The organism is Trichlorobacter sp. (assembly GCF_030247655.1).
Lineage (GTDB): Bacteria > Desulfobacterota > Desulfuromonadia > Geobacterales > Pseudopelobacteraceae > Trichlorobacter.
Genome location: NZ_JAOTRZ010000015.1, coordinates 1 through 20,588 on the forward strand (window position 1 = coordinate 1; position 20,588 = coordinate 20,588).

23 protein-coding genes are annotated in these 20,588 nt (G+C 50.8%); 21 read left to right on the plus strand and 2 right to left on the minus strand.

Annotated elements, in window-relative coordinates; genetic code table 11:
• The 21 genes from OEL57_RS02455 to OEL57_RS02555 all read left to right on the plus strand — a co-directional run.
• Positions 1-287: flagellar basal body-associated FliL family protein (locus OEL57_RS02455; RefSeq protein ID WP_300736592.1), on the plus strand; the 287-nt coding region annotated here is incomplete at its 5' end.
• A gap of 23 nt (positions 288-310) precedes the next feature.
• The gene (fliM, locus tag OEL57_RS02460) at positions 311-1,306 is read left to right on the plus strand and encodes a flagellar motor switch protein FliM (protein WP_300736593.1); all 996 of its coding nucleotides are present in this window, start codon (positions 311-313) and stop codon (positions 1,304-1,306) included.
• A complete protein-coding gene (gene fliN, locus OEL57_RS02465; protein WP_300736596.1) occupies positions 1,290-1,589 on the plus strand; it encodes a flagellar motor switch protein FliN in 300 nt (99 codons plus the stop codon). The genes fliM and fliN overlap by 17 nt, the downstream gene beginning before the upstream one ends.
• Positions 1,586-2,020, plus strand: a complete 435-nt coding sequence (locus OEL57_RS02470) for a FliO/MopB family protein (RefSeq protein WP_300736598.1) — start codon at positions 1,586-1,588, stop codon at positions 2,018-2,020. The genes fliN and OEL57_RS02470 overlap by 4 nt, the downstream gene beginning before the upstream one ends.
• Before the next feature lie 28 nt (positions 2,021-2,048).
• Positions 2,049-2,819, plus strand: coding sequence for a flagellar type III secretion system pore protein FliP (gene fliP, locus OEL57_RS02475; protein ID WP_300736600.1), 771 nt, complete (start codon positions 2,049-2,051; stop codon positions 2,817-2,819).
• A gap of 12 nt (positions 2,820-2,831) precedes the next feature.
• Complete coding sequence (gene fliQ / locus OEL57_RS02480; protein ID WP_078788374.1) at positions 2,832-3,101, plus strand: flagellar biosynthesis protein FliQ; 270 nt, start codon at positions 2,832-2,834, stop codon at positions 3,099-3,101.
• Between the two features lie 6 nt (positions 3,102-3,107).
• Complete coding sequence (gene fliR / locus OEL57_RS02485) at positions 3,108-3,905, plus strand: flagellar biosynthetic protein FliR (RefSeq protein ID WP_300736610.1); 798 nt, start codon at positions 3,108-3,110, stop codon at positions 3,903-3,905.
• 3 nt (positions 3,906-3,908) lie between these two features.
• On the plus strand, positions 3,909-4,982 hold the full coding sequence (flhB, locus tag OEL57_RS02490) for a flagellar biosynthesis protein FlhB (RefSeq protein ID WP_300736640.1): 1,074 nt from the start codon (positions 3,909-3,911) through the stop codon (positions 4,980-4,982).
• A gap of 316 nt (positions 4,983-5,298) precedes the next feature.
• Positions 5,299-7,389, plus strand: a complete 2,091-nt coding sequence (flhA, locus tag OEL57_RS02495) for a flagellar biosynthesis protein FlhA (protein WP_300736612.1) — start codon at positions 5,299-5,301, stop codon at positions 7,387-7,389.
• Complete coding sequence (flhF, locus tag OEL57_RS02500) at positions 7,379-8,698, plus strand: flagellar biosynthesis protein FlhF (protein ID WP_300736615.1); 1,320 nt, start codon at positions 7,379-7,381, stop codon at positions 8,696-8,698. Before flhA ends, flhF begins: the two co-directional genes overlap by 11 nt.
• Positions 8,695-9,624, plus strand: a complete 930-nt coding sequence (locus OEL57_RS02505) for a MinD/ParA family protein (RefSeq protein ID WP_300736617.1) — start codon at positions 8,695-8,697, stop codon at positions 9,622-9,624. The genes flhF and OEL57_RS02505 overlap by 4 nt, the downstream gene beginning before the upstream one ends.
• Positions 9,621-10,373 carry a FliA/WhiG family RNA polymerase sigma factor gene (locus OEL57_RS02510; protein WP_300736619.1) on the plus strand — a complete coding sequence of 251 codons (753 nt, stop codon included), beginning with the start codon at positions 9,621-9,623 and terminating at the stop codon, positions 10,371-10,373. The genes OEL57_RS02505 and OEL57_RS02510 overlap by 4 nt, the downstream gene beginning before the upstream one ends.
• Positions 10,374-10,397: 24 nt before the next feature.
• Positions 10,398-11,174 carry a flagellar basal-body rod protein FlgF gene (gene flgF / locus OEL57_RS02515; RefSeq protein ID WP_300736620.1) on the plus strand — a complete coding sequence of 259 codons (777 nt, stop codon included), beginning with the start codon at positions 10,398-10,400 and terminating at the stop codon, positions 11,172-11,174.
• A gap of 22 nt (positions 11,175-11,196) precedes the next feature.
• Positions 11,197-11,985, plus strand: coding sequence for a flagellar basal-body rod protein FlgG (gene flgG, locus OEL57_RS02520; RefSeq protein WP_078788366.1), 789 nt, complete (start codon positions 11,197-11,199; stop codon positions 11,983-11,985).
• A gap of 3 nt (positions 11,986-11,988) precedes the next feature.
• Positions 11,989-12,726: a flagellar basal body P-ring formation chaperone FlgA gene (flgA, locus tag OEL57_RS02525; RefSeq protein WP_300736621.1), complete on the plus strand. Its 738-nt coding sequence runs from the start codon at positions 11,989-11,991 to the stop codon at positions 12,724-12,726.
• A gap of 15 nt (positions 12,727-12,741) precedes the next feature.
• The gene (locus OEL57_RS02530) at positions 12,742-13,416 is read left to right on the plus strand and encodes a flagellar basal body L-ring protein FlgH (protein ID WP_300736622.1); all 675 of its coding nucleotides are present in this window, start codon (positions 12,742-12,744) and stop codon (positions 13,414-13,416) included.
• 9 nt (positions 13,417-13,425) lie between these two features.
• Positions 13,426-14,517, plus strand: a complete 1,092-nt coding sequence (locus tag OEL57_RS02535; protein WP_300736623.1) for a flagellar basal body P-ring protein FlgI — start codon at positions 13,426-13,428, stop codon at positions 14,515-14,517.
• Between the two features lie 42 nt (positions 14,518-14,559).
• A complete protein-coding gene (locus tag OEL57_RS02540; RefSeq protein ID WP_300736624.1) occupies positions 14,560-14,940 on the plus strand; it encodes a rod-binding protein in 381 nt (126 codons plus the stop codon).
• A 4-nt stretch (positions 14,941-14,944) separates the two neighbouring features.
• Positions 14,945-15,442 carry a flagellar protein FlgN gene (locus OEL57_RS02545; protein ID WP_300736625.1) on the plus strand — a complete coding sequence of 166 codons (498 nt, stop codon included), beginning with the start codon at positions 14,945-14,947 and terminating at the stop codon, positions 15,440-15,442.
• A gap of 1 nt (position 15,443) precedes the next feature.
• Positions 15,444-16,874: a flagellar hook-associated protein FlgK gene (gene flgK / locus OEL57_RS02550; RefSeq protein WP_300736626.1), complete on the plus strand. Its 1,431-nt coding sequence runs from the start codon at positions 15,444-15,446 to the stop codon at positions 16,872-16,874.
• A gap of 12 nt (positions 16,875-16,886) precedes the next feature.
• Positions 16,887-17,972 (plus strand): hypothetical protein, encoded by a 1,086-nt coding sequence (locus OEL57_RS02555; protein WP_300736627.1) that lies wholly within the window; start codon positions 16,887-16,889, stop codon positions 17,970-17,972.
• Positions 17,973-18,040: 68 nt separating this feature from the next.
• Here OEL57_RS02555 and dnaB read toward each other — a convergent pair whose 3' ends face one another.
• Both dnaB and OEL57_RS02565 read right to left on the minus strand, forming a co-directional pair.
• Positions 18,041-19,417, minus strand: coding sequence for a replicative DNA helicase (dnaB, locus tag OEL57_RS02560; RefSeq protein ID WP_300736628.1), 1,377 nt, complete (start codon positions 19,415-19,417; stop codon positions 18,041-18,043).
• A 2-nt stretch (positions 19,418-19,419) separates the two neighbouring features.
• Positions 19,420-20,583, minus strand: coding sequence for a DegT/DnrJ/EryC1/StrS family aminotransferase (locus tag OEL57_RS02565; RefSeq protein ID WP_300736629.1), 1,164 nt, complete (start codon positions 20,581-20,583; stop codon positions 19,420-19,422).
• Positions 20,584-20,588: the final 5 nt, after the last annotated feature.

Here is a 20,588-nt window from a genome sequence, read left to right on the forward strand (position 1 = left end):
GGCTTGAGCCATTCATTGTGAATATCTATGATGGTCAGGAACTTCGGTATCTTAAGGTCAAAGTTGAGCTTGAGATGTCAAATCCTGCGGTTAAGCCGGAGTTGGAAGGGCGGCTTGCAGCTATTCGCGATGCCATCCTGGTGGTGCTGACCACAAAGACTTTGCAGGAGATCCAGGATGCGCAGGGAAAAAACCAACTGAGAGAAGAAATTCTGACCGCCATCAGCAAGATTGTTGCTCAAGGCAAGGTTAGCAAGGTTTATTTTACTGACTTTGTTGTCCAGTAGCTGATCGGGGACGTCGGGTGGCCATGGAGAAAATACTTACCAAAGCCGAGATTGAGGCCCTGCTGAATGCGGTTTTTGACGGACGGATTGAACCTGAAAAGGAGCTTTCAAAGTCTGAAGGTACCGCAGTAAGCTATGACCTCTTTAATACAGAGGCGTATCGTGGTTTTGTTCCTAACCTTGATATCGTCTATGACGGCTTTATCCGATTTAACCGCATTACCCTTTCAAATCGTCTTCGTAAAGTAGTTGAGATCAAGAAGGTCGGCGCACGTTCCTATAAATTCGATGATTTTTTGCAGACCCTGCCGTCGCCGGTCTGTATGGCAATCTTTAAGCTGGATCCTCTGAAAGGGGCAGCCCTGATAGCCATGGACAGCGCCCTGGCGTTTGCCATTGTTGACAGCGTGCTGGGAGGTACCAGCCGTACTGCATTGGCTTTGAATCGCCTTTTCACCACACTGGAATTGAGATTGGTTGAAATGGTGCTGGCCGATGTTATGGCAGATCTTGAAAAGGCATGGGCCCCGCTGTATCCGGCAAAATTAAGTATTTTGCGGATGGAGATGAACCCCCGACTGGTGACTATTGTTCCGCCTGAGTATCAGGTGGTTACCATGACGGTAAAGGTGCATATAGAAGAAAACGTTGGCACGATGATCTTTGTTGTGCCGATTATGACCATTGAGCCGATTCGGGACAAGCTTAAGGAGGGGATGCAGTTTGACCTGATGGCGATCGATCCGCAGTGGTCGCATCGTCTTTCATCGGAAATCCTTGATGCGCCGATGGAGCTTGCGGTTGAATTGGGTAATTCAAACATCTCGCTGCGAGAACTTTTAGATCTTGAAGTCGGTGACACTATTATGCTGGACAAGCCTTGTACCAGCGAACTTCTGGTGAAGGTTGAAGGGGTGCCGAAATATCAGGGGATACCAGGCATACGGCATGGTAATAAAGCAATGCAGATAAGCGATATTATTTCCAATAAGGGGAATTCTCGTGAACGACAAGCCTGATGCCGCAGAGACAGAGCAGGAACGAAAAAATCTGGAATTCATACTTGATATCCCGCTTCAGGTTACGGTGGAACTGGGTCGGACCAAGCTGCTGGTCAAAGATATTCTGCAACTGAACCAGGGGGCAGTTGTTGAGTTAACCAAACTTGCCGGTGAGCCGTTGGATATCTTCGTAAACTCAAAGCTGGTAGCACGTGGTGAAGCAGTGGTGGTGAATGAAAAATTCGGTGTTCGCCTCGTTGATATTGTCAGTCCAAATGAACGGGTGGAGAAAATTTTGTGACCAGGCTGTCTGCCCTGCTGTATCTGTTTCTGGTTGGATTGATCCCGGACTGGGCGCACGGTGCTGGAGGTCCGACAAAGAGTGGAGATTTTAGTTTTCTGTCTAGTTTCCTCCAGATGATCGCAGCGCTGATATTGGTTGTCGGTCTGATTTTACTTACCTATTACCTGTCTACCCGCCTGATGCGTAAGATCCCTGCACTGCAGCCGGGGAACCAACATATACGGGTGCTTGAGGTCCGGGCCATGGGGCCGCGCAAGGCGCTGATTCTGGTTGAGGTGGCAGGAGAGTACCTTTTGCTTGCAAGTAGTGGAGAACAACTGAGTCTCATCAAGCAGGTGCCGCTTCTGGAAGAGATTGAAGTGGTTGACGAGCCCAATGATCGTGCATCATTTTTTGCTGTGCTGAAGCGGGCAGTGTCACGCACCTGAGGGCACTAGCTCTCAAGCCGGGAATATCATGACCAGTTTTATTAAAAAGCGTATTGGGTTGATTATCTGCCTGCTGACAGTAGCTATCACAAGTAGCGCTGTTTTTGTCGCTGCTGCTCCGGTTCCGTTGCCATCACTGAACATTGGTGTCGGTACAGCCTCAAAACCTGCCGAAGTGGCCACCACAATCCAGATTTTTCTGCTGCTTACGGTGCTGTCTCTGGCTCCCAGTCTGTTAATTATGACCACTTCGTTCACCCGGATCGTGGTTGTGCTTTCTTTTCTTCGAACCGCCCTGGGTACCCAGCAGGCCCCGTCGAACCAGATAATTCTTGCTTTGTCCCTGTTTTTAACCTTCTTTATTATGACCCCGGTCTGGCAACAGATAAATCAAAACGCCTATCAGCCGTTCAAGGCAGGGGCCATTTCACAGGAACAGGCTTTTGAAAGGGCGGTTCAGCCGGTACGGAAGTTTATGCTTTCTCAAACCCGTGAAAAAGATCTGGCCCTGTTTGTCAGTCTTTCCAAGCAGGCCCGTCCCAAAAATGCTGATGATATCCCGACACTTACCATTGTGCCTGCCTTTATGATTTCAGAGTTGCGTACCGCCTTTCAGATCGGTTTTCTGATTTATATCCCTTTTATTGTGGTGGATATGGTGGTTGCTTCAGTCTTGATGTCAATGGGTATGATGATGCTGCCGCCGGTTATGATTTCTCTGCCATTTAAAATTCTGTTGTTTGTGCTGGTGGATGGGTGGGGGTTGGTTATCAGCTCTCTGGTCAAGAGCTTTGGTTAGAAAGGATATGCCATGACCCCAGAACTGGTCGTACAACTGGCACGTAGAAGTTTTGAGGCTACCTTGTTACTGGCTGCACCGTTGCTGCTGTTCAGCCTGGTGGTGGGACTTGCCATCAGCGTCTTTCAGGCAGTTACCTCCATCAATGAAGCTACTTTGGCCTTTGCCCCCAAGATTGTTGCGGTCATGGTGGCTATTATCATCTTTTTTCCCTGGATGATGAGCTATATGAGTGACTTCACCCGTGAAATCTATGCCTTGATAGCTGTAATGCGGCGCTAGCTTAGTATGTTTCCTTTTGTCTCTCCCCTGCCAGGACAGTCGGATGTCTTTCTGTTTGCACTGGTTCTGTGCAGGATTGGTGGCCTGTTTGCCGCTTTGCCTCTGTTCGGGGGGCGTCGCCTGCCAGCCCGTATCAAGATTGTTGTTGTTCTCTCCGTCACGCTGGTCTGTTTTCCAATACTTAAAATAGTCCCTCCACCTATTCCTGGCGATGCTTTTACGCTCGGACTGTTGGTTATGCGTGAAATGCTGATCGGTCTTACGCTGGCCTTCATTACCCAGATTATTTTTGCAGCTGTTGAGTTTAGTGGTCAGATTATCGGTCTTCAAATGGGGTTCAGTATCTCCTCTGTTATTGATCCATCCATGGGTAATCAGATGCAGATCATGTCGGTTATGCAGAGTCTGCTGGCAACCCTGTTTTTTCTTTCCCTCAACATTCACCATGTATTTATCCACGCGATTGTAGACAGCTTTACCGTCATACCGCTGGGGGGCTGGACGATGAGTGAATCTCTGATTCATTTTCTGGTAAATGCTACTTCTAATGTCTTCATTTTGGGAATCAGACTGGCTGCGCCGGTGATGGTTACACTGCTTTTAACCAGCGTGGTGCTTGGTATCATGGCTCGAGCCTTTCCCCAGATGAACGTCTTTATGGTCAGCTTTCCGCTTAATATCGGGCTCGGTTTTATGGTGTTGGGGATGACTCTCCTGCTCTTTTTTCATGTTTTGGAGCTATCGTTTGGTAATCTGGCTGAACAGGTGACAACGGTCTTCAGACTGCTTGCAAAGGGGGGATGATTCCTGGCAGAAGACGACGACAAACACTCTAAAACAGAGCAACCGACAAGTCGAAAACTAGAGAAAGCCAGAGAAAAGGGGGCGCCACCTTCTTCTCAGATGCTTAACCAGAGTCTTACGCTATTGGCAGGTATTATTGCCCTGTATCTGCTGGGCGGTTACTTGATGAACGGACTGAAAAGTACGACAGTTATGGTTTACTCCGAGATTGGCAGCTTTGAGCTGACGGAGCGAAATGTCTATACCATGCTGCTACGCATCTTTGGTGTGATCATTATGCTGCTTGCGCCGATTGTTCTGGCCATTATGACTACCGGTGTTTTAGCGCACATTGTTCAGGATAAGGGGCAGCTGGATTTTAAGTTTGAAAGGGTCACCTTTAATTTCAGCAAGTTGAACTTTATTTCCGGCTTCAAAAGAATCTTTAATCAAGAAGCTCTGGTGGAAATTTTTAAGTCATTGATCAAGATATTTGTGATCGGCTGGATTGGTTACCAGGTGCTGCGGGACGAATTGCAGAATATCAGCTTGTTGGCAGAGTCAGATGTAAACGGAATTCTGGCCTATACCGGTCATGTTGCGTTCAAGATAGTCACCCATACCTGTGGTATCATGATTGTCATTTCTATTTTTGACATGTTGTATGTCAAGTGGCGTTATACTGAAAATCTCAAGATGACCAAGCAGGAGGTCAAGGACGAGCACAAGGAACAGGACGGTAACCCTGAAGTCAAGGGAAAGATCAAGAGGATGCAGTTCCAGTCAGCTCGGAGAAGATTGACCAAGATCATCCCCACTGCAGATGTTGTTATTACCAACCCGACACACTTTGCCGTGGCATTGAAGTATGATCGCAGCAGAATGGTTGCGCCAATGGTGATTGCAAAAGGTATGGATGAGATGGCACTTGCAATCAAGGAAATGGCCCGTGAAAACAAGGTAACGCTGGTTGAGAACCGATTTCTTGCTCGAGAACTCTATGACCAGGTGGCCGAGAATCAGGAAATTCCTGAGTCACTCTATGCGGCTGTTGCTGAGGTCTTGGCCTATGTCTATCGACTCAAAGGGGCTATGTAGTCTCTGGGCGTATATCTGACAAGTTGCTTACGGCCAGATTTTAACCGGTTGCTGCCTGTTGGTGGTTTGACGGCCGCTTAATGACAAGAAAACGTAGTGAGTCATAATTCAGTCAAAGTCAATATTATGACTTTGACTATTTTTTTTGTGTGGCGAGACGGTAGGGTAACTTGCCGTAATTGCGAATAGGTCTTTGGGGCCTTAGGTGAGGTGTGACCGAATTTTGACGGCATGAAATCTGCATGCATATGCCGTGGAGTCGTGTCGGCTACTCTCGAGAAAATGGCCATCTGGCCTCAAGGACCTGGTTCAATATATGGCAAACGGGACTGCAGCCCAAGCAATTGAGCTGAGCAATTTTAGAAAAAATTCTGACATCTATGTTGCCATCGCCCTAATCGGGGTACTGGCGTTGATGATCATTCCTCTGCCTGCCTTTATGCTGGACATCTTTCTGGCGGCTAATATTACCATTGCGCTTGCCATTCTGCTGGTATGCCTGTATACCCGCCACCCCCTTGATTTTTCTGTGTTCCCCTCTGTTTTGCTGGTCACAACTCTTTTCCGTCTTGCCCTGAATGTCGCAGGAACCCGGCTGATCCTGATGCACGGAGGTGAAGGGGCAGAAGCAGCAGGTGCCGTGATCAAGGCCTTTGGTTCCTTTGTTGTCGGGGGGAACTATGTGGTTGGAGCGGTCATGTTCCTGATTCTGGTTATCATCAACTTTGTGGTTATTACCAAGGGTGCCGGGAGAGTGGCGGAAGTTTCGGCACGTTTTACTCTGGACGCCATGCCAGGAAAGCAGATGGCTATTGATGCTGATCTCTCTGCCGGTTTTTTGACAGAAAAAGAGGCCAGAAAACGGCGCGAGAAGATTCGACGTGAGTCTGAATTCTATGGTGCCATGGACGGTGCCAGCAAGTTTGTGCGCGGTGATGCCGTAGCCGGCATCCTGATTATGCTGGTAAATATCTTTGGCGGCCTGATCATCGGCGTCTGGCAACAGGGTTTGGCTCTGGATGTGGCCTTAACCAATTATACTCTGCTGACCATCGGTGAGGGGTTGGTGGCTCAGATACCGGCGCTAATAATTTCAACAGCCGCAGGTATTATTGTTACACGTACAGCCGATGAAAATAACTTCGGTCAGGAAGTTACTGATCAATTTCTTAATTATCCTAAAGCTTTTTACGTTGTTTCCGGTGTTATGTTTCTGTTCGCCATGATTCCCGGCCTGCCTCATTTTGCCTTTTTGCTTTTGTCGGGAATTTCGTGGCTGGTGGGGCGGATGTCCCGTGAAATGGCTCAGGTGGTTGAAGAAGAGGCTGCAGCAGCTGAGGCAGCTGGCGAAGAAGAGGCCCAGGACCAGGCCTCTGCCATCCGTCCTCTGGATACCCTTGAACTTGAGGTCGGCTATGGTCTGGTGCCGATGGTTGATGCCTCTCAGGATGGCGAGCTGTTGGAGCGTATCCGGTCGATCCGCCGTCAGTTTGCCCAGAAGATGGGGTTTGTGGTGCCGCCAATCCATATTCACGACAACCTGCAGTTGAAGCCGTATGAGTATAACATCTTGATACGCGGCGCCAGGGTGGGGGGTAGTGAGATGACCGGCCAGTATCTGGCTATGGATTCCGGTGCGGTGATGGCGCAACTGCCTGGTCCTACGGCTAAGGAACCTGTCTTTGGGTTGCCGGCAGTCTGGATTCGCAGTGAGGATCGTGAGCAGGCTCAGGTTAATGGTTACACGGTGGTTGACAGTACTACGGTTATTGCCACCCATATCAGTGAGACGATTCGACGTTACGCTCAAGATCTGGTGGGGCGGCAGGAGATGCAGCAACTGCTTGATAACGTGGCGGCTACCGCGCCGAAGGTGGTTGATGAGCTGATTCCCGGGCAGCTTGGTCTGGGAGTAGTGCTGAGGGTTGTGAAAAACCTGCTTAAAGAAGGGGTTTCCATCCGCGACCTGCGAACCATTCTGGAAAGTCTGGCTGATTATGCCGGTCTGACCAAAGATCCCGATGTGCTGACGGAGTTTGTGCGTCAGTCGCTGGGGCGTTTCATCGTAGACCAGTTTAAGATTGATGAGGATGCGCTGTATCTGGTGACTATTGATCGTGAAGTTGAAGACACCATTGCCGAAGCGATCCAGCCCTCGGACCAGGGCAGTTATCTTGCCATCGAGCCTGGTTCGGCCCAGCAGATAATTGCATCGGTACGTGGTATGGTTGACCGTTTTGGTATGTACGGTGCTCAGCCGGTTATCCTGGCCTCTCCCTCAATCAGACGGCATGTCAAAAAGATGATTGAACGTTTTGTACCCCATGTTGCAGTACTGTCTCATAATGAAATTCCTCAAAATGTCAAAATTCAGTCATTAGGAGTGGTGACCTTCCATGCTGGTTAAAACCTTTCAAGCTCCAACCATGGCAGAAGCCTTGCGGCTGGTGAAGGCTGAACTGGGCCCTGATGCGATGATCCTATCCACCAAAAAGGACAAACAGGGCGGTATCCTGGGCTTTTTCAGCAAGCAGGTGGTCAAGGTGACCGCTGCAATTGATCCCCACCGGCCTGCGCCCCCGCCGCCTCCACCAGTACGTGAACGACCGGAACGGGAGCGGACAACCAAAGAAGAGTTTGAAAACTCCATGCTGGCCCCTCTGGCTCGTGAGCTGCGTGACCTGCGTGAAAAAGTTGAAGTGATGTCAAAGCGTGATGAAGAGTTGCGTCAACGTCAGACTGAACAGGCATCGGTGACGGTAGACCCACAGGGTAAAGCGGGAGATGGAGGGATAAATCTCAATAATATTCCCCGCCAGGATCTGGAAGAGATTAAGAAACTGTTGTTGAATACCCTGGTCAGGAGTCAGGAGGGTGGCATCAAATCAGTGCAATGGCCTGATGCCGCAATGCAGGATACAGTTACAACTCCTGCTTCAGAAAAGCCTCCCTTGATACGCGAGTTAGAGAGGCAGGGGATTGAACCTGATCTGCAGGGTAAAATTATTGAGACCGTTAACACGTTGCCGATGGGGCAGGGCGAAGAGACGCTGAAGGGACGCCTGGGTGAGGCGTTTGGCCGCTTGATCCGCTTTGCCGGTAACCTGCGGATGAAAAAAAATGCCCCACGGATTATCGCTCTGGTCGGCCCGACAGGGGTTGGCAAAACCACCACGACAGCCAAGCTGGCCGCCATGTATGCACTTAACCGTGGCAATAAAGTTGCCTTGATCACCATGGATATCTTTCGGGTCGGGGCGGTGGAGCAGTTAAAGACCTATACCAAGATTATGGGGATCCCCCTAGAGGTTGCCTCCACACCCAAGGAGCTTGAGCGGGCGGTTGAACGCCATTCCGATTGCGATCTGATCCTGATCGACACTGCCGGGCGTAGTCACAAGGATTCGGACAAGCTGGAAGAGATGAAGGGCTTTCTTGAGACAACAATCCAGTCCGATATCTATCTTTGTCTCTCCGCGACGACGAAAGACAGGGAGCTGGAAGTAATACTTAATCGCTTCAGTATTTTCCCGATCAGTAAAGTGGTATTCACGAAGCTGGATGAGTGCGAAAGCGTTGGTTGCATTGTAAATCTGCTTTTAAAGGCCAATCTGCAAATCGCCTATTTTACGACGGGACAACGAGTGCCGGAGGATATTGAGGTTGCAACATCGGAAAAACTGGCAGAACTGATTCTGAAGGAGGGGGCGCAATGAGTGCAGTGCGCGGAACCGGTGATCAGGCCGACACCCTGCGTCAGATGGCCAGAACAGCCAAGCAGAGCAACCAGACTCCATCTGGCGCTGCTTCGCTGACAGATCAACAGGGGATACGAGTAATATCAGTCACCAGCGGTAAAGGTGGCGTCGGCAAAAGTAACGTGGTGGCCAATCTAGCCATGGCGTTGGCATCGCAAGGGAAGAAGGTTCTGATTATTGATGGGGATCTGGGGGTGGGTAACCTGGATGTACTTTTGGGGCTTTCACCTCAGTACAACCTGAACCATGTCCTGTCCGGTGAAAAGAGTCTGTCAGAGATTATTGTTGAGGTAACCCCCAGTATCAAGCTGATCCCGGCTGGATCAGGGGTCCAGGAGTACACCAGCCTGGGACAGCATGAGAAGCTGAAGCTGCTGGATGAGCTGGATATGCTGGAGGAAGAGTTTGACATTATGATCATTGATACTGAGGCCGGTATCTCTGAAAACGTCACCTATTTTACGGTGGCAGCCCAGGAGATTCTGGTGGTGGTGACACCTGAACCGACCTCAATTACTGATGTCTATGCCCTGATCAAGCTGCTGGCCACCCGCTATTCAGAACATCATTTCAAGGTGTTGATCAATATGGCCCGCGACAGTGAGGATGCTCTTGAAGTGTTTCGCAAGCTGGCCAATGTGGCCGGGCGCTTTCTGGATATCTCCCTTGATTATCTGGGCTGTGTCGTGCGGGATGAACGGTTGATTGACTCGGTTAAAAAACAGAAGGCGGTGTATGAGCTGTACCCGGATTCTGATGCCTCAAACTGCTTTACCACGCTGGCCAAACGGGTCATTGAAAATTCACGTCAGACCCGTCTGAAGGGGAATATCCAGTTCTTCTTTCGCCGCTATCTGGAAGGGTCAGGGGGAGGCGGGGTATGAGCAGACTCAGGGCCTATGAAGAACAGGTCGGAGAGCGGAGCTGCCAACTGCGTGAAACCATGATTACGTCGCACCTGCCGCTGGTGCGCTATCTGGTCAATCGCTTTGCGGCCCAGCTGCCGTCCCATCTGGATCCGCAGGATCTTGCCAGTGCTGCAGTGATTGGTCTGATCCATGCTGCTGACCGGTTTGATCCAAGCCGTGGAGTGCAGTTCAAGACCTTTGCTGAACAGCATATCAGAGGCGCCATTCTGGATGAACTGCGAGCCAACGATCCTCTCAGTCGTACCATGCGGGATAAGTGTAAAATGGTAGAGCGGGAGATGCATCGGCAGGAACATCAGCTGGGGCGTAACCCGACCGGTACGGAGATGGCAGAGGCTCTGAAGATTGGTATGGATGAGTATTATTGTCTGTTGGAAGAGATCCACGAGTACAGCTTTATCAGTATTGACGACAGCTGGGATGATGATGAAGGGCACTCACTAAGTCTGGCCGATATTCTGGGAGATGATGAGAATAAGGGGCCACAGTGCCAGGCCATGACCGGACAGGTTGCCCGGGCGCTCGGTGAGGCGATTGAGGCGTTGCCTGAGAAGGAGCGTCTTGCGGTCACGTTGTACTACTATGAAGAGATGAACCTCAAAGAGATCGGTGCTGTATTGGGACTGACAGAATCACGGATTTGTCAAATTCTGAGTCAGTCCATGGTCAGGTTAAAAGGGAAGCTCAAGCAGTTTAGCCCCTAGTGGAGCAGTAAAGGAGGTGCCAGCATGAACAGCGGCATGTATTCAGCATTATCAGGCAATCTGGCAGCTATGAAGCGGCTGGATGTAATCGCCTCAAACCTTGCAAACGCAGCAACGAACGGTTTTAAACAGGATCGATTGGCTTTTGAATCAGTGCTTGCAGGCAATCAAAATCCTCCGGCAGTACCGCCAGCCAAGACGGCAGATCCTGTGCTGCTACAGGAGCGGATGCTGACGGACTATTCTGCAGGCGCATTGATCCAGACAGGTAACCCGCTGGATGTTGCCCTGCAGGGAGACGGTTTTTTTGCCGTCAGGACTCCTGACGGTATTGCCTATACCCGGCAGGGCAACTTCAGGCTTGCCAGTGACGGCACCCTGGTGACGGCTAATGGCTATCCGGTACTCTCAAAGGCTGGTGAACGACCTGAAGAAGGCCAGCCGATCGTCATTGATATTGCCGGTCAGGCCGGAGGCGGAAAGCCGGTGGTGGACAGCCAGGGTGGAATCACGCTCAATGGAGAGCCGGTAGCCAATCTGGCATTATTTGATTTTCCAAAACCGTATCAGTTGACCAAGGCTGCCGGGACTCTTTTTGTTGCTGGAGAAGGAGCTACACCACAGGTTGCCAGTCCTTTGACGTCAGTGGCACAGGGTTCACTTGAACAGTCGAATGTCAATTCAATCGCTGAAATGGTGCAGATGGTGGAGGCCAGCCGCTACTTTGAAACCTGCCAGCGTGTGGTGCGTAACTTTGATGATATGGCTGCCAAGGCAGTAAACGACCTGGCACGTGTTTAATACAACCAAGGAGTACTAAGCCATGATGAGATCTCTATGGACCGCAGCGTCCGGTATGAATACCCAAACCAGCAACATTAACGTGATTGCCAACAACCTTGCCAACGTGAACACCACTGGTTTTAAAAAGAGCAGAGCTGATTTTCAGGATTTGATGTATCAGACAGTACAAAATCCCGGCTCTCCTTCAACCAACGCAGCGCAGATTCCGGTCGGGATTCAGTTTGGTATGGGGGCAAAACTGGCCGCGGTATCAAAACAGTTTACCCCGGGTGATTTCTCAAACACTGGTGGACAACTTGATATGGCCATTGAAGGGGATGGTTTCTTTCAGATCCAGATGCCGGACGGTAGTACCGCGTACAGCCGGGCCGGGGCCTTTAAGCTGGACAGCAATGGTCGGGTGGTGACCCCCGAGGGGTATCCGATGCTGCCGGAGATTGTGATTCCCAACAACTCCACCAAGATAACCATCGGAACTGATGGTACGGTATCGGCGGTTCAGGCCGGGCAGTCCACCGCGTCAACCGTGGGTAACATCCAGCTTGCAAATTTTACCAATCCTGCCGGCCTTTCCTCCATGGGCAGGAATTTCTATCAACAGACCGATGCCTCCGGTAATGCAACCACCGGCACACCAGGACAGACCGGTCTGGGTACGATTACCCAGGGATTTCTTGAGATGAGTAACGTTGATGTGGCTACGGAAATGGTTAATATGATTATCGGCCAGCGGGCCTATGAGGCTAACTCAAAGGCGATCACCACCTCTGATGAAATGTTGCAGCTGGCTAACAACCTGAAGCGGTAACTGATGCGCCTCGTTAATCTGATACTGACCCGGTTACTGGCGATTGGCTGTCTCTACTGTCTGATGGGCGCTGTGTCTGGTCATGCAGCGACAACCGCAACGGTACTGCTTTCGGAACAGGAGGTCAGGGGGGCTGTTGAGCGGTTTCTGGCAGAGAAGCTGGCGGGGCATGGCTGGGAAACAACCCTGCGGCAGCTTTCCATGCCGCAGGGGATACGGGTCTCAAACGGCCCCCGTGATCTTGAGTTGATTGCCCCGGCTGGCTGGGATGGCTGGGGGGCGGCAACAATTGTACTGATTGTGCGGGTGAATGGCGCTGTTGAAAAGAATCTTTCACTGCGTGTTCAGGTGGATGCGCGAACTGAAATGCTGACAGCAGCCCGACAGCTGCTTGCAGGCACCGTACTGACTGAAGCGGATCTGCTGCTTCAAAAGCATGACCTGAGCCAGGCAGGCGGTCATCCGGTTAAAAATATGGCAGATGCCGTTGGTAAGAAACTGCGTATGACGGTCAGGGCTGGTGCGCCGATTAAGAGCAATCAACTGGTTAGTGTGCCGGTTATTGTCAGTGGCCAGCTGGTAACGATCATCGCTGAAAATGCAGGGGTGAGGATCACCGTTTCAGGCCGGGCCAGAAGTGCCGGTGGTATTGGTGATCTGATCCGGGTCCAGAATATGGTCTCCAATAAGGAGATTGCTGCTCGCATACTGGATGCCTCAACCGTTGAGGTTGGTTTTTAATCTGAGGAGAAGAGCATGAAACGGTATCTTGTTGCACTCTCAGGACTGCTGCTGTCCGGCTGCGTGGTCCAGCAGACGGAGGTGGTAAGCCCGACCTTTGACCAGCAGTTAAAGCCGCCGGTTCAAAGCTATAGTAACGGATCAATCTGGCAGGCCTCATCCATTGCACTGACTGAAGATGGCAAGGCACGCAGGGTCGGTGATATCGTTACCATTATCGTGACTGAAACTGCCAGCGCCAGCAAACAGGCAGCCACGGCCACCGGTCGTTCCTCGCAAATCAGCGCCGGTATCCCCAATATGCTGGGGCTTGAGGAATCGAAGATCATCACCAGTAACTTTGCTGATTTGTCAAAACTGCTGAACGCCAGTGCAAGCTCTAAATTTGACGGCAGTGGTTCTACATCTCGGAAGGAAACGCTCAGTGCAACCATTTCGGCCAAGGTTGTGGATGTATTACCTAATAACAACCTTAAAATAGAAGGGCGCAGGAATGTTAAGGTGAACTACGAGGATCAGATTGTGACGGTCAAGGGCACCATCCGTCAGCGTGATATAACGGCGGAAAACACGATTAATTCAATTTATGTAGCCGATGCCCAGATCAGCTATTCCGGCGAAGGCATCATAACAGACCGGCAAAAACCGGGCTGGTTGATGAATGTACTGGATAAACTTTGGCCATTTTAAGGTGATAGCATGAAACGTACAGCTCTCTATGTATTACTTATTTCTCTGCTGCTTCCAGGTCTGGTGCATGCCACGCGGATCAAGGATATTGCCGCATTTGACGGGGTGCGGGACAACCAGTTGGTTGGCTATGGCCTGATAGTGGGGCTGAACGGCTCCGGTGACAGCGATCAGACCAAATTCCCGGTACAATCATTGGTTAATATGCTGGAGCGAATGGGGGTTACGGTCAACCGCGCTGATATCAAGGTCAAGAACGTTGCAGCCGTTATGGTCACCGCTACGCTACCCCCCTTTGCAAAACAGGGTACCAAGCTGGATGTGCTTGTCTCGTCACTGGGGGATGCCAAGACCATTGCCGGTGGAACATTGATCATGACCCCGCTCAAAGGTGCGGATAATCAGGTCTATGCAGTAGCCCAGGGCTCTATCCTGACCAATTCATTTGCCTTTGGCGGCCAAGGTGCTTCGGCAACTAAAAACCATCCCACCGCAGGAAGAATACCTGCAGGTGCCCTGGTTGAGCGTGAGCTCCCCAATGTGCTTGCCGGTAAATCAAGCCTGCGCCTGAATCTGGCACAATCTGACTTCACCACTGCCTCGCGTATTGTTGCCGCCATTAACAAGACCTTTAAAGGGGCAGCAGGTAGCAGTGATGGCGGTTCTGTCATGGTGCAGATCCCTGACGAATTTACCTCTCGCCCGGTTGAATTTATTGCTCAGCTGGAAAATCTTGAGGTTACACAGGATCAGCCGGCACGGGTTGTGGTAAATGAGCGGACTGGCACTGTCGTCATGGGTGATAAGGTCAAGATTGCTGCTGTTGCCGTATCCCATGGCAACCTGACGCTGACCATCAAAGAGACCCCCAAGGTGTCTCAGCCCGCGCCTCTGTCTAAGGGAGAAACCAAAGAGGTTCCCCGTACTGAACTGAAAGTACAGGAGGAACAGAAACGGCTGTCACTGCTGCCTGAGGGTAACACCATTGGTGATGTGGTGCGGGGCTTAAATCTGCTGGGGGTTACACCACGGGATCTGATTTCGATCCTGCAATCGATTAAAGCCGCTGGAGCGCTCCAGGCAGAGCTGGTTATCATCTAACCGTTTTAGTAAGTAGATGAAACTACCGATAGGATAACCATAATGGATAGCAGCTTAACCATATCACCAGATCTGCTGATGCAGGACAATAAGGCTGAGCAACTTGGTTCACGTGCAAAGGTGCGTGGGGAACAGCTGACAGATGCCAAGCGTAAACAGCTGAAAAAGATATCACAGGATTTTGAGGCAATGTTTACCGGTATGATGCTGAAGTCAATGCGTGAGACCGTAGCCGAAGATAAGCTGACCGGAGGTGGTAAGGCAGAGGAAACCTACCGCTACATGCTTGATCAGGAATATGCAGCAGCGGCGTCAAAACGTGGTGGTCCCAACAGCCTTGCAACAATGGTGGAAAAAGAACTGTTGAAACGGTATGCCGTTTTACCTCAGAAGATGATAGCCGTAACGGCAGATGAGGAGTAGTAACATGGCAACAGCGAATCGTTTGACGGATGTACTTATTGAACAGACTAAAATCCTTAAGGAACTTCAGCAAACACTGGAGGACGAACAAAAGGCGATTGCCGCCCTTGATACACAGGCAATGGAGGCATTGAACAACCAAAAGGAACAGCTGATTCAGCATCAGCGCCTGATGACTGAAACGTTGCACACTGTGATGTCGGAAACTTGTGCACAGTATGGTTTAGCTTCATCGGCAACACTAGGTGAACTTATCGAAAAGATGCCGATCTCAATGCGTGGACAGGTAGAACCATTACAGCAGGCAGTCAAGCAGGCTGGTTCAATAGTTTCATTATTGGCTAATCAGAACCGGAGTATGTTGGAACGTTTTTTAGGGGTCGTGAATGAGTCGTTAGGGTTTATTTTAAGAATTCTGAATACTTCTAATACCTATGGCGTTCGGGGTACCTACCTTTCAAATACTCAGGCCGGTGCGGTAATGGTCAGCAAGGAGGCGTAATATGGGACTTAGCGCAGCCTTTGAAATAGGAAAAGCCGGGCTTAGAATATTTCAAGTTTCCTCCGAGGTGGTAAGCGAGAATATCGCTAATGTCAATACGCCTGGTTATTCACGCCAGCGTGTTATTCTTGAATCCGCTCCACCTAGTACGCACAACGGTTTCCCGCTAGGGACGGGTGTTAGAGTGTCAAGCGTAGAGCGCTATTATGATAGTCTACTTCAAAAACAACTGGTTAACGCAGGTACTACAGGGAGCTACGACTCTACCAAGGCGGAGGTCTTGCAACAGATCGAGCCGATATTTAACGAAGTTGCTCAAGATGGACTTGGAGCTTCGATTTCCGGCTTCTTTAATGCCTGGCAGGATCTTTCGGTGAATCCGACCGGCCAGCCTGAACGTCAGGCAGTGCTTTCCCGTGCCCAGATTATGGTTGATCAGTTTCATTATGTTAACAGAACGCTCAGCGATGCAGCAACTGCGCAGAATGATGCTCTCCCGTCATTAACCAATGACATTAACAGTACGCTTAAACAGATTGCGCTGCTGAATGGGCAGATTGACAAAACCGAGCAGGTCGCGGGCAATGCTAATGAGATGCGTGATCAGCGCGATTACCTGATCAGGGGCCTGTCTGCACAGATGGGGGTCAAATATACTGAAAATGCGAATGGTACGACGGATGTCTATGTGTCCAGAGGAGGGACTGACTATCCTCTGGTACAGGGTACTCAATATGGAAATCTGTCTCTTTCTGCTCCGCCAGGTAACTACACGGTTACTGTAAATGCTGTCGGTGGTGCAACTGCTACGGTTGACGCCACCATGTACACAGCGCCTGATGGTGGCCAGCTTTGGGCTACGCTACAAATGCGGGATACTTTCATTCCGGCCTATCAGGCGTATGTTAACAACCTGGCAGATGTGATGGTTAATGGTGAGGCTGGTCCTCCGGCGAAGCTTGGCATAAATGATCAGCATAATGCTGGTTTTGACTTGAATGGTGCGGCAGGTTTGGATCTTTTTAGCGTTACTGCGGGAAGTGAGGCGGCAACAATTACGCTGAATCCTCTGGTGACCCAATCAAGAATTGCAGCATCAGGATCTGCTACTGCTCCTGGAGACAATAGTAATGCTGTCAGTATGGTCGGATTGCAGAGTCAGACGTTTACTGCCCTAAATGCCGGAACATTCAGTGGCTATTATAATACATTGGTTGCACAGGTTGGAGTTGATGTCCAATCGGCGCAGAATGTTGTGAAGCAGGACGCAGCTTTTATGAAGCAATTGACTACGTTACGGGATTCCAGCTCAGGGGTTTCTCTCGATGAAGAGCTGGCTAATTTAATTCAGTATCAGCGTTCCTATCAGGCCTCAGCCAAGCTGATTACGACAGCTACGGAAATGATGGATACCTTGATAGGGATGATTTAGTAGGAGTATGTCATGCGAATAACGCCAAACATAACCATGCAGAATTCGTTGTATAATATTCAAAGCACACGAGCCCGTATGGACAGCATTCAGGAGAAAATTGCATCAAGCAAAAACTATAACCGGCCCAGTGATGATCCGGTCTCAGTCAGTTTATTGATCAATATGAATGATCGGATGACTGCGGCTGATCAGTATACCAGCAACATCAGTAAATCAGATACCTGGCTGAAGATGAGCAATACTGCCCTGACCGGTATGAATAGTTTTGTAGAAATGGCAAAGAAAGCGATTTCTTCGGTCGCGGGTGGCGAGACTGATCCTAATGTTATCAATAATGCACTGATGAGTCTGAAGAGTATCAAGCAGAATATCGTTGATATGGGTAATACCCAGATGAATGGCGTCTATCTGTTCAGCGGCACAAAGTCCCTCACCAAGCCTTTTCTGATTAATAGTGGGGATACTACCAGTGGATCACCTACGATCAACAATCTTGACAGTATTGCCGGACTGAGCGCCGGTATGGCAATCAGCGGTGTTGGCATACCGTCCGGGACTACTATCTCTGCTGTCAATGCTGGACCGCCAGCCTCATTAACTCTCAGCGCCAACGCTACAGCTACGGCAACCGGAGCTGCACTCAATACCTATGCCGGTGATAGCGGGGTTACCAGTATTGAAATCAACCAAGGGGTTACTCAAGCAATAAATTTCCCTGGAGATCAGTTGCTGACACCTACGCCGCCTGGTAATCCCTATGGGAGTGTTGATATACTGGCAACGATGGATCAATTAATAGCAGATGTTGCCGCATCCAATACAGCAGGTATTCAGGCAGGGAAACAGTCGTTGTATCAAGCTGGAGTACAGTTGAATGCAGCACAAAGCGATCTGCAATCGAGAACGGTGCGCCTTGATGCGGCCAGTACCATGAATAAGACAATTATCAGCACCTTACAGACAGTATACGGCAATATTCAGAACGTTGACTACGCTCAGCTGGGTATTGAGATGAGCCAGCAAGAAACCGCATTAAATGCAACCTATTCATCGACCGCCAAGATTAGCCAGATGTCATTGCTCGACTACCTCTAGTTTACTGGCCAATGACCAAGAGTTGAAAATATGATGGCCCCTGCATTGTTACTATGCAGGAGCCTTTGTTAATCCTGAGATCCACTTCGAGCCAGATTCTCAAATCTGGTATGCTCACCCATAAAGGCCAGTTCAACCGTGCCGATCGGACCGTTACGCTGTTTACCGATGATTACCTCGGCGCTTCGCTCATGGTTGGCGGTACAGCTCCCATCCTTTTTTCTGCAGTGCTCGCAATAGACCGCTTCACGGTACACAAACATGATCACGTCGGCATCCTGCTCGATAGCGCCGGATTCCCGCAAGTCGCTCATCATCGGGCGCTTGTCACTTCGGTTCTCAAGGCTCCGGTTCAGCTGTGAAAGTGCCACGACCGGAACGTGCAGTTCCTTTGCCAGTGCTTTCAATGAACGGGAAATTTCAGATATCTCCTGCTGGCGGGATTCAGGGTTGGCCCCTGCCCGCATCAACTGAAGGTAGTCAATGATGATCAGACCGATGTTATGTTCCGTCTTCAGGCGGCGCGCCTTGGCCCGTAGTTCCAGAATGCTGATGGCCGGGGTGTCATCGATGAAGATATTGGAGTTATGCAAGGTAGCTGCTGCCCGCTGCAGCCGAGGCCAGTCGCTGTCCAGAAAATGTCCGGTACGCATCCGCCCTGCATCAACTCGAGCCAGTGAAGAGAGAAAACGCATCACCAGCTGTTCCTTGCCCATTTCCAGTGAAAAGATGACTGAACCGACCTTTTCCTTGGCCTCGGCGCTGGCGTGGCTGGCGATGTTCAATGCCAGGGTGGTCTTACCCATGGAAGGACGGGCTGCAACGATGATCAGATCACCCGGCTGCAGGCCAGCGGTCATATGGTCCAGGTCGATATAGCCGGTGGGGGTGCCGGTAATCTGCTCCTTCTTCTCATACAGGGTCTGCAGCATCTTGAAGGTGTCTTTAATGACATCCTTAACCGGATAGTACTGCGGCCGCAGTTTGTTTTCCGCCAGACTGAAGAGCGCCTTCTGGGCCTCATCCAGCGATTCGTTGACATCTCCCTGTTCGTCATAGCCCCTGGTGGCAATATCGGTTGCAATGGTGATCAGACGCCGATTAAGAGCCTTTTCCTTTACGATCTTGCAATAGTAGGTGATGTTGGCGGCTGTGGGGACATAATCAACCAGGGTGGCCAGATAGGCAGCCCCGCCACAGCTGTCCAGATCGCCACGACGTTTGAGGGCATCGGTCAGGGTGATCAGATCGCAGGGTTCCCGCCGGTCCGACAGTTCCAGCATGGCACCAAAGATCTTGCGGTGCGCCTCCCGATAAAACTCCTCCGGCTCCAGCATTTCCAAGACGCGGTTAATGGCATCGTTATCGATCAGGATACCGCCCAGGATCGACATCTCAGCCTCAAGGCTCTGGGGGGGGAGTTTGTGAATCTGCTCCTGGGACATGCCTATCTCCTGAACCGGTTAATGACGTCGGTTACTGCACTTATTACATCATTGGCATCATTGTCGCTCATGCCGGGAAACAGCGGCAGCGACAGAATCCGGTCTGAGGCGTAGCTGGCATTGGGCAGGTCCGTGTCGGCCACCGGCAGGTTCTCCCGGTACCAGCTGTGGTGGTGGATCGCTTTGTAATGCAGCCCACTGCCGATGTTCAGATTTTTCAGTTCTGCCATGAACTGGTCCCGGTCTATCGTTAAGAGCTCGATCCTGATCAACGGCGTATAAAGGTGCCAGGCATGACGCTGCTGGTAGGGTGCATAGGTGGGCAGGGCCAGTTCCGCCAGATCGGCAAAGGCAGCGTTATACTGCTCTGCAATCTCTTTGCGACGGTCAATAAAACCATCCAGACGGGGCAGCTGGTGTAGCCCGATGGCCGCCTGGATATCCATCATATTGTACTTGTAGCCGGGCAGCATGATGTCGTAGTTGGGTGTGCCGCTGGCTGCAAACCGCTTCCAGGCCTCACGGCTCATGCCGTGAAATTTCAGCAAAGAAATCTCTTCAGCCAGGGTTTCATCCGGTGTGCAGACCATGCCGCCTTCACCGGTGGTGATGTTCTTGTTGGGGTGAAATGAGAAGATGGAAATGGAATCAAGGCTGCCGATCTTCTGCCCTTTGTACTCGGTACCGGCTGCGTGGGCAGCATCTTCGATAATGGTCAGGTTATGTTGCCTGGCAAGGACAAACAGCGGGTCAAGGTCACAGGACTGTCCGGCAAAATGGACCGGAATCACCGCTCTGGTACGGGGGGTGATCTTCTCTGCCACCTTGGCTACATCAATATTCAGCGTGCCGGGCTCAATATCTGCCAGCACCGGGGTGCCACCGGCAAGAATGATCATGCTGACCGTGGAGGCAAAGGTCATTGGTGTGGTGATGATCTCGTCTCCCTCTTTGATCCTCAGTGCCAGCAGGGTCAGGTGCAAACCAGCAGTGGCCGAACTGAGCGGTACGGCAAAAGGGGCGCCCACATAGGCCTTGAAGACATCTTCAAAACGCTTGACCTTGGGGCCGGTGGTGATCCAGCCGGAACGGAGCGAGTCAACAACCTCGTTGATCTCTTCATCTCCGAGGGAAGGGGTGGAAAAGGGCAGAAATGTTTCACGCATACAGT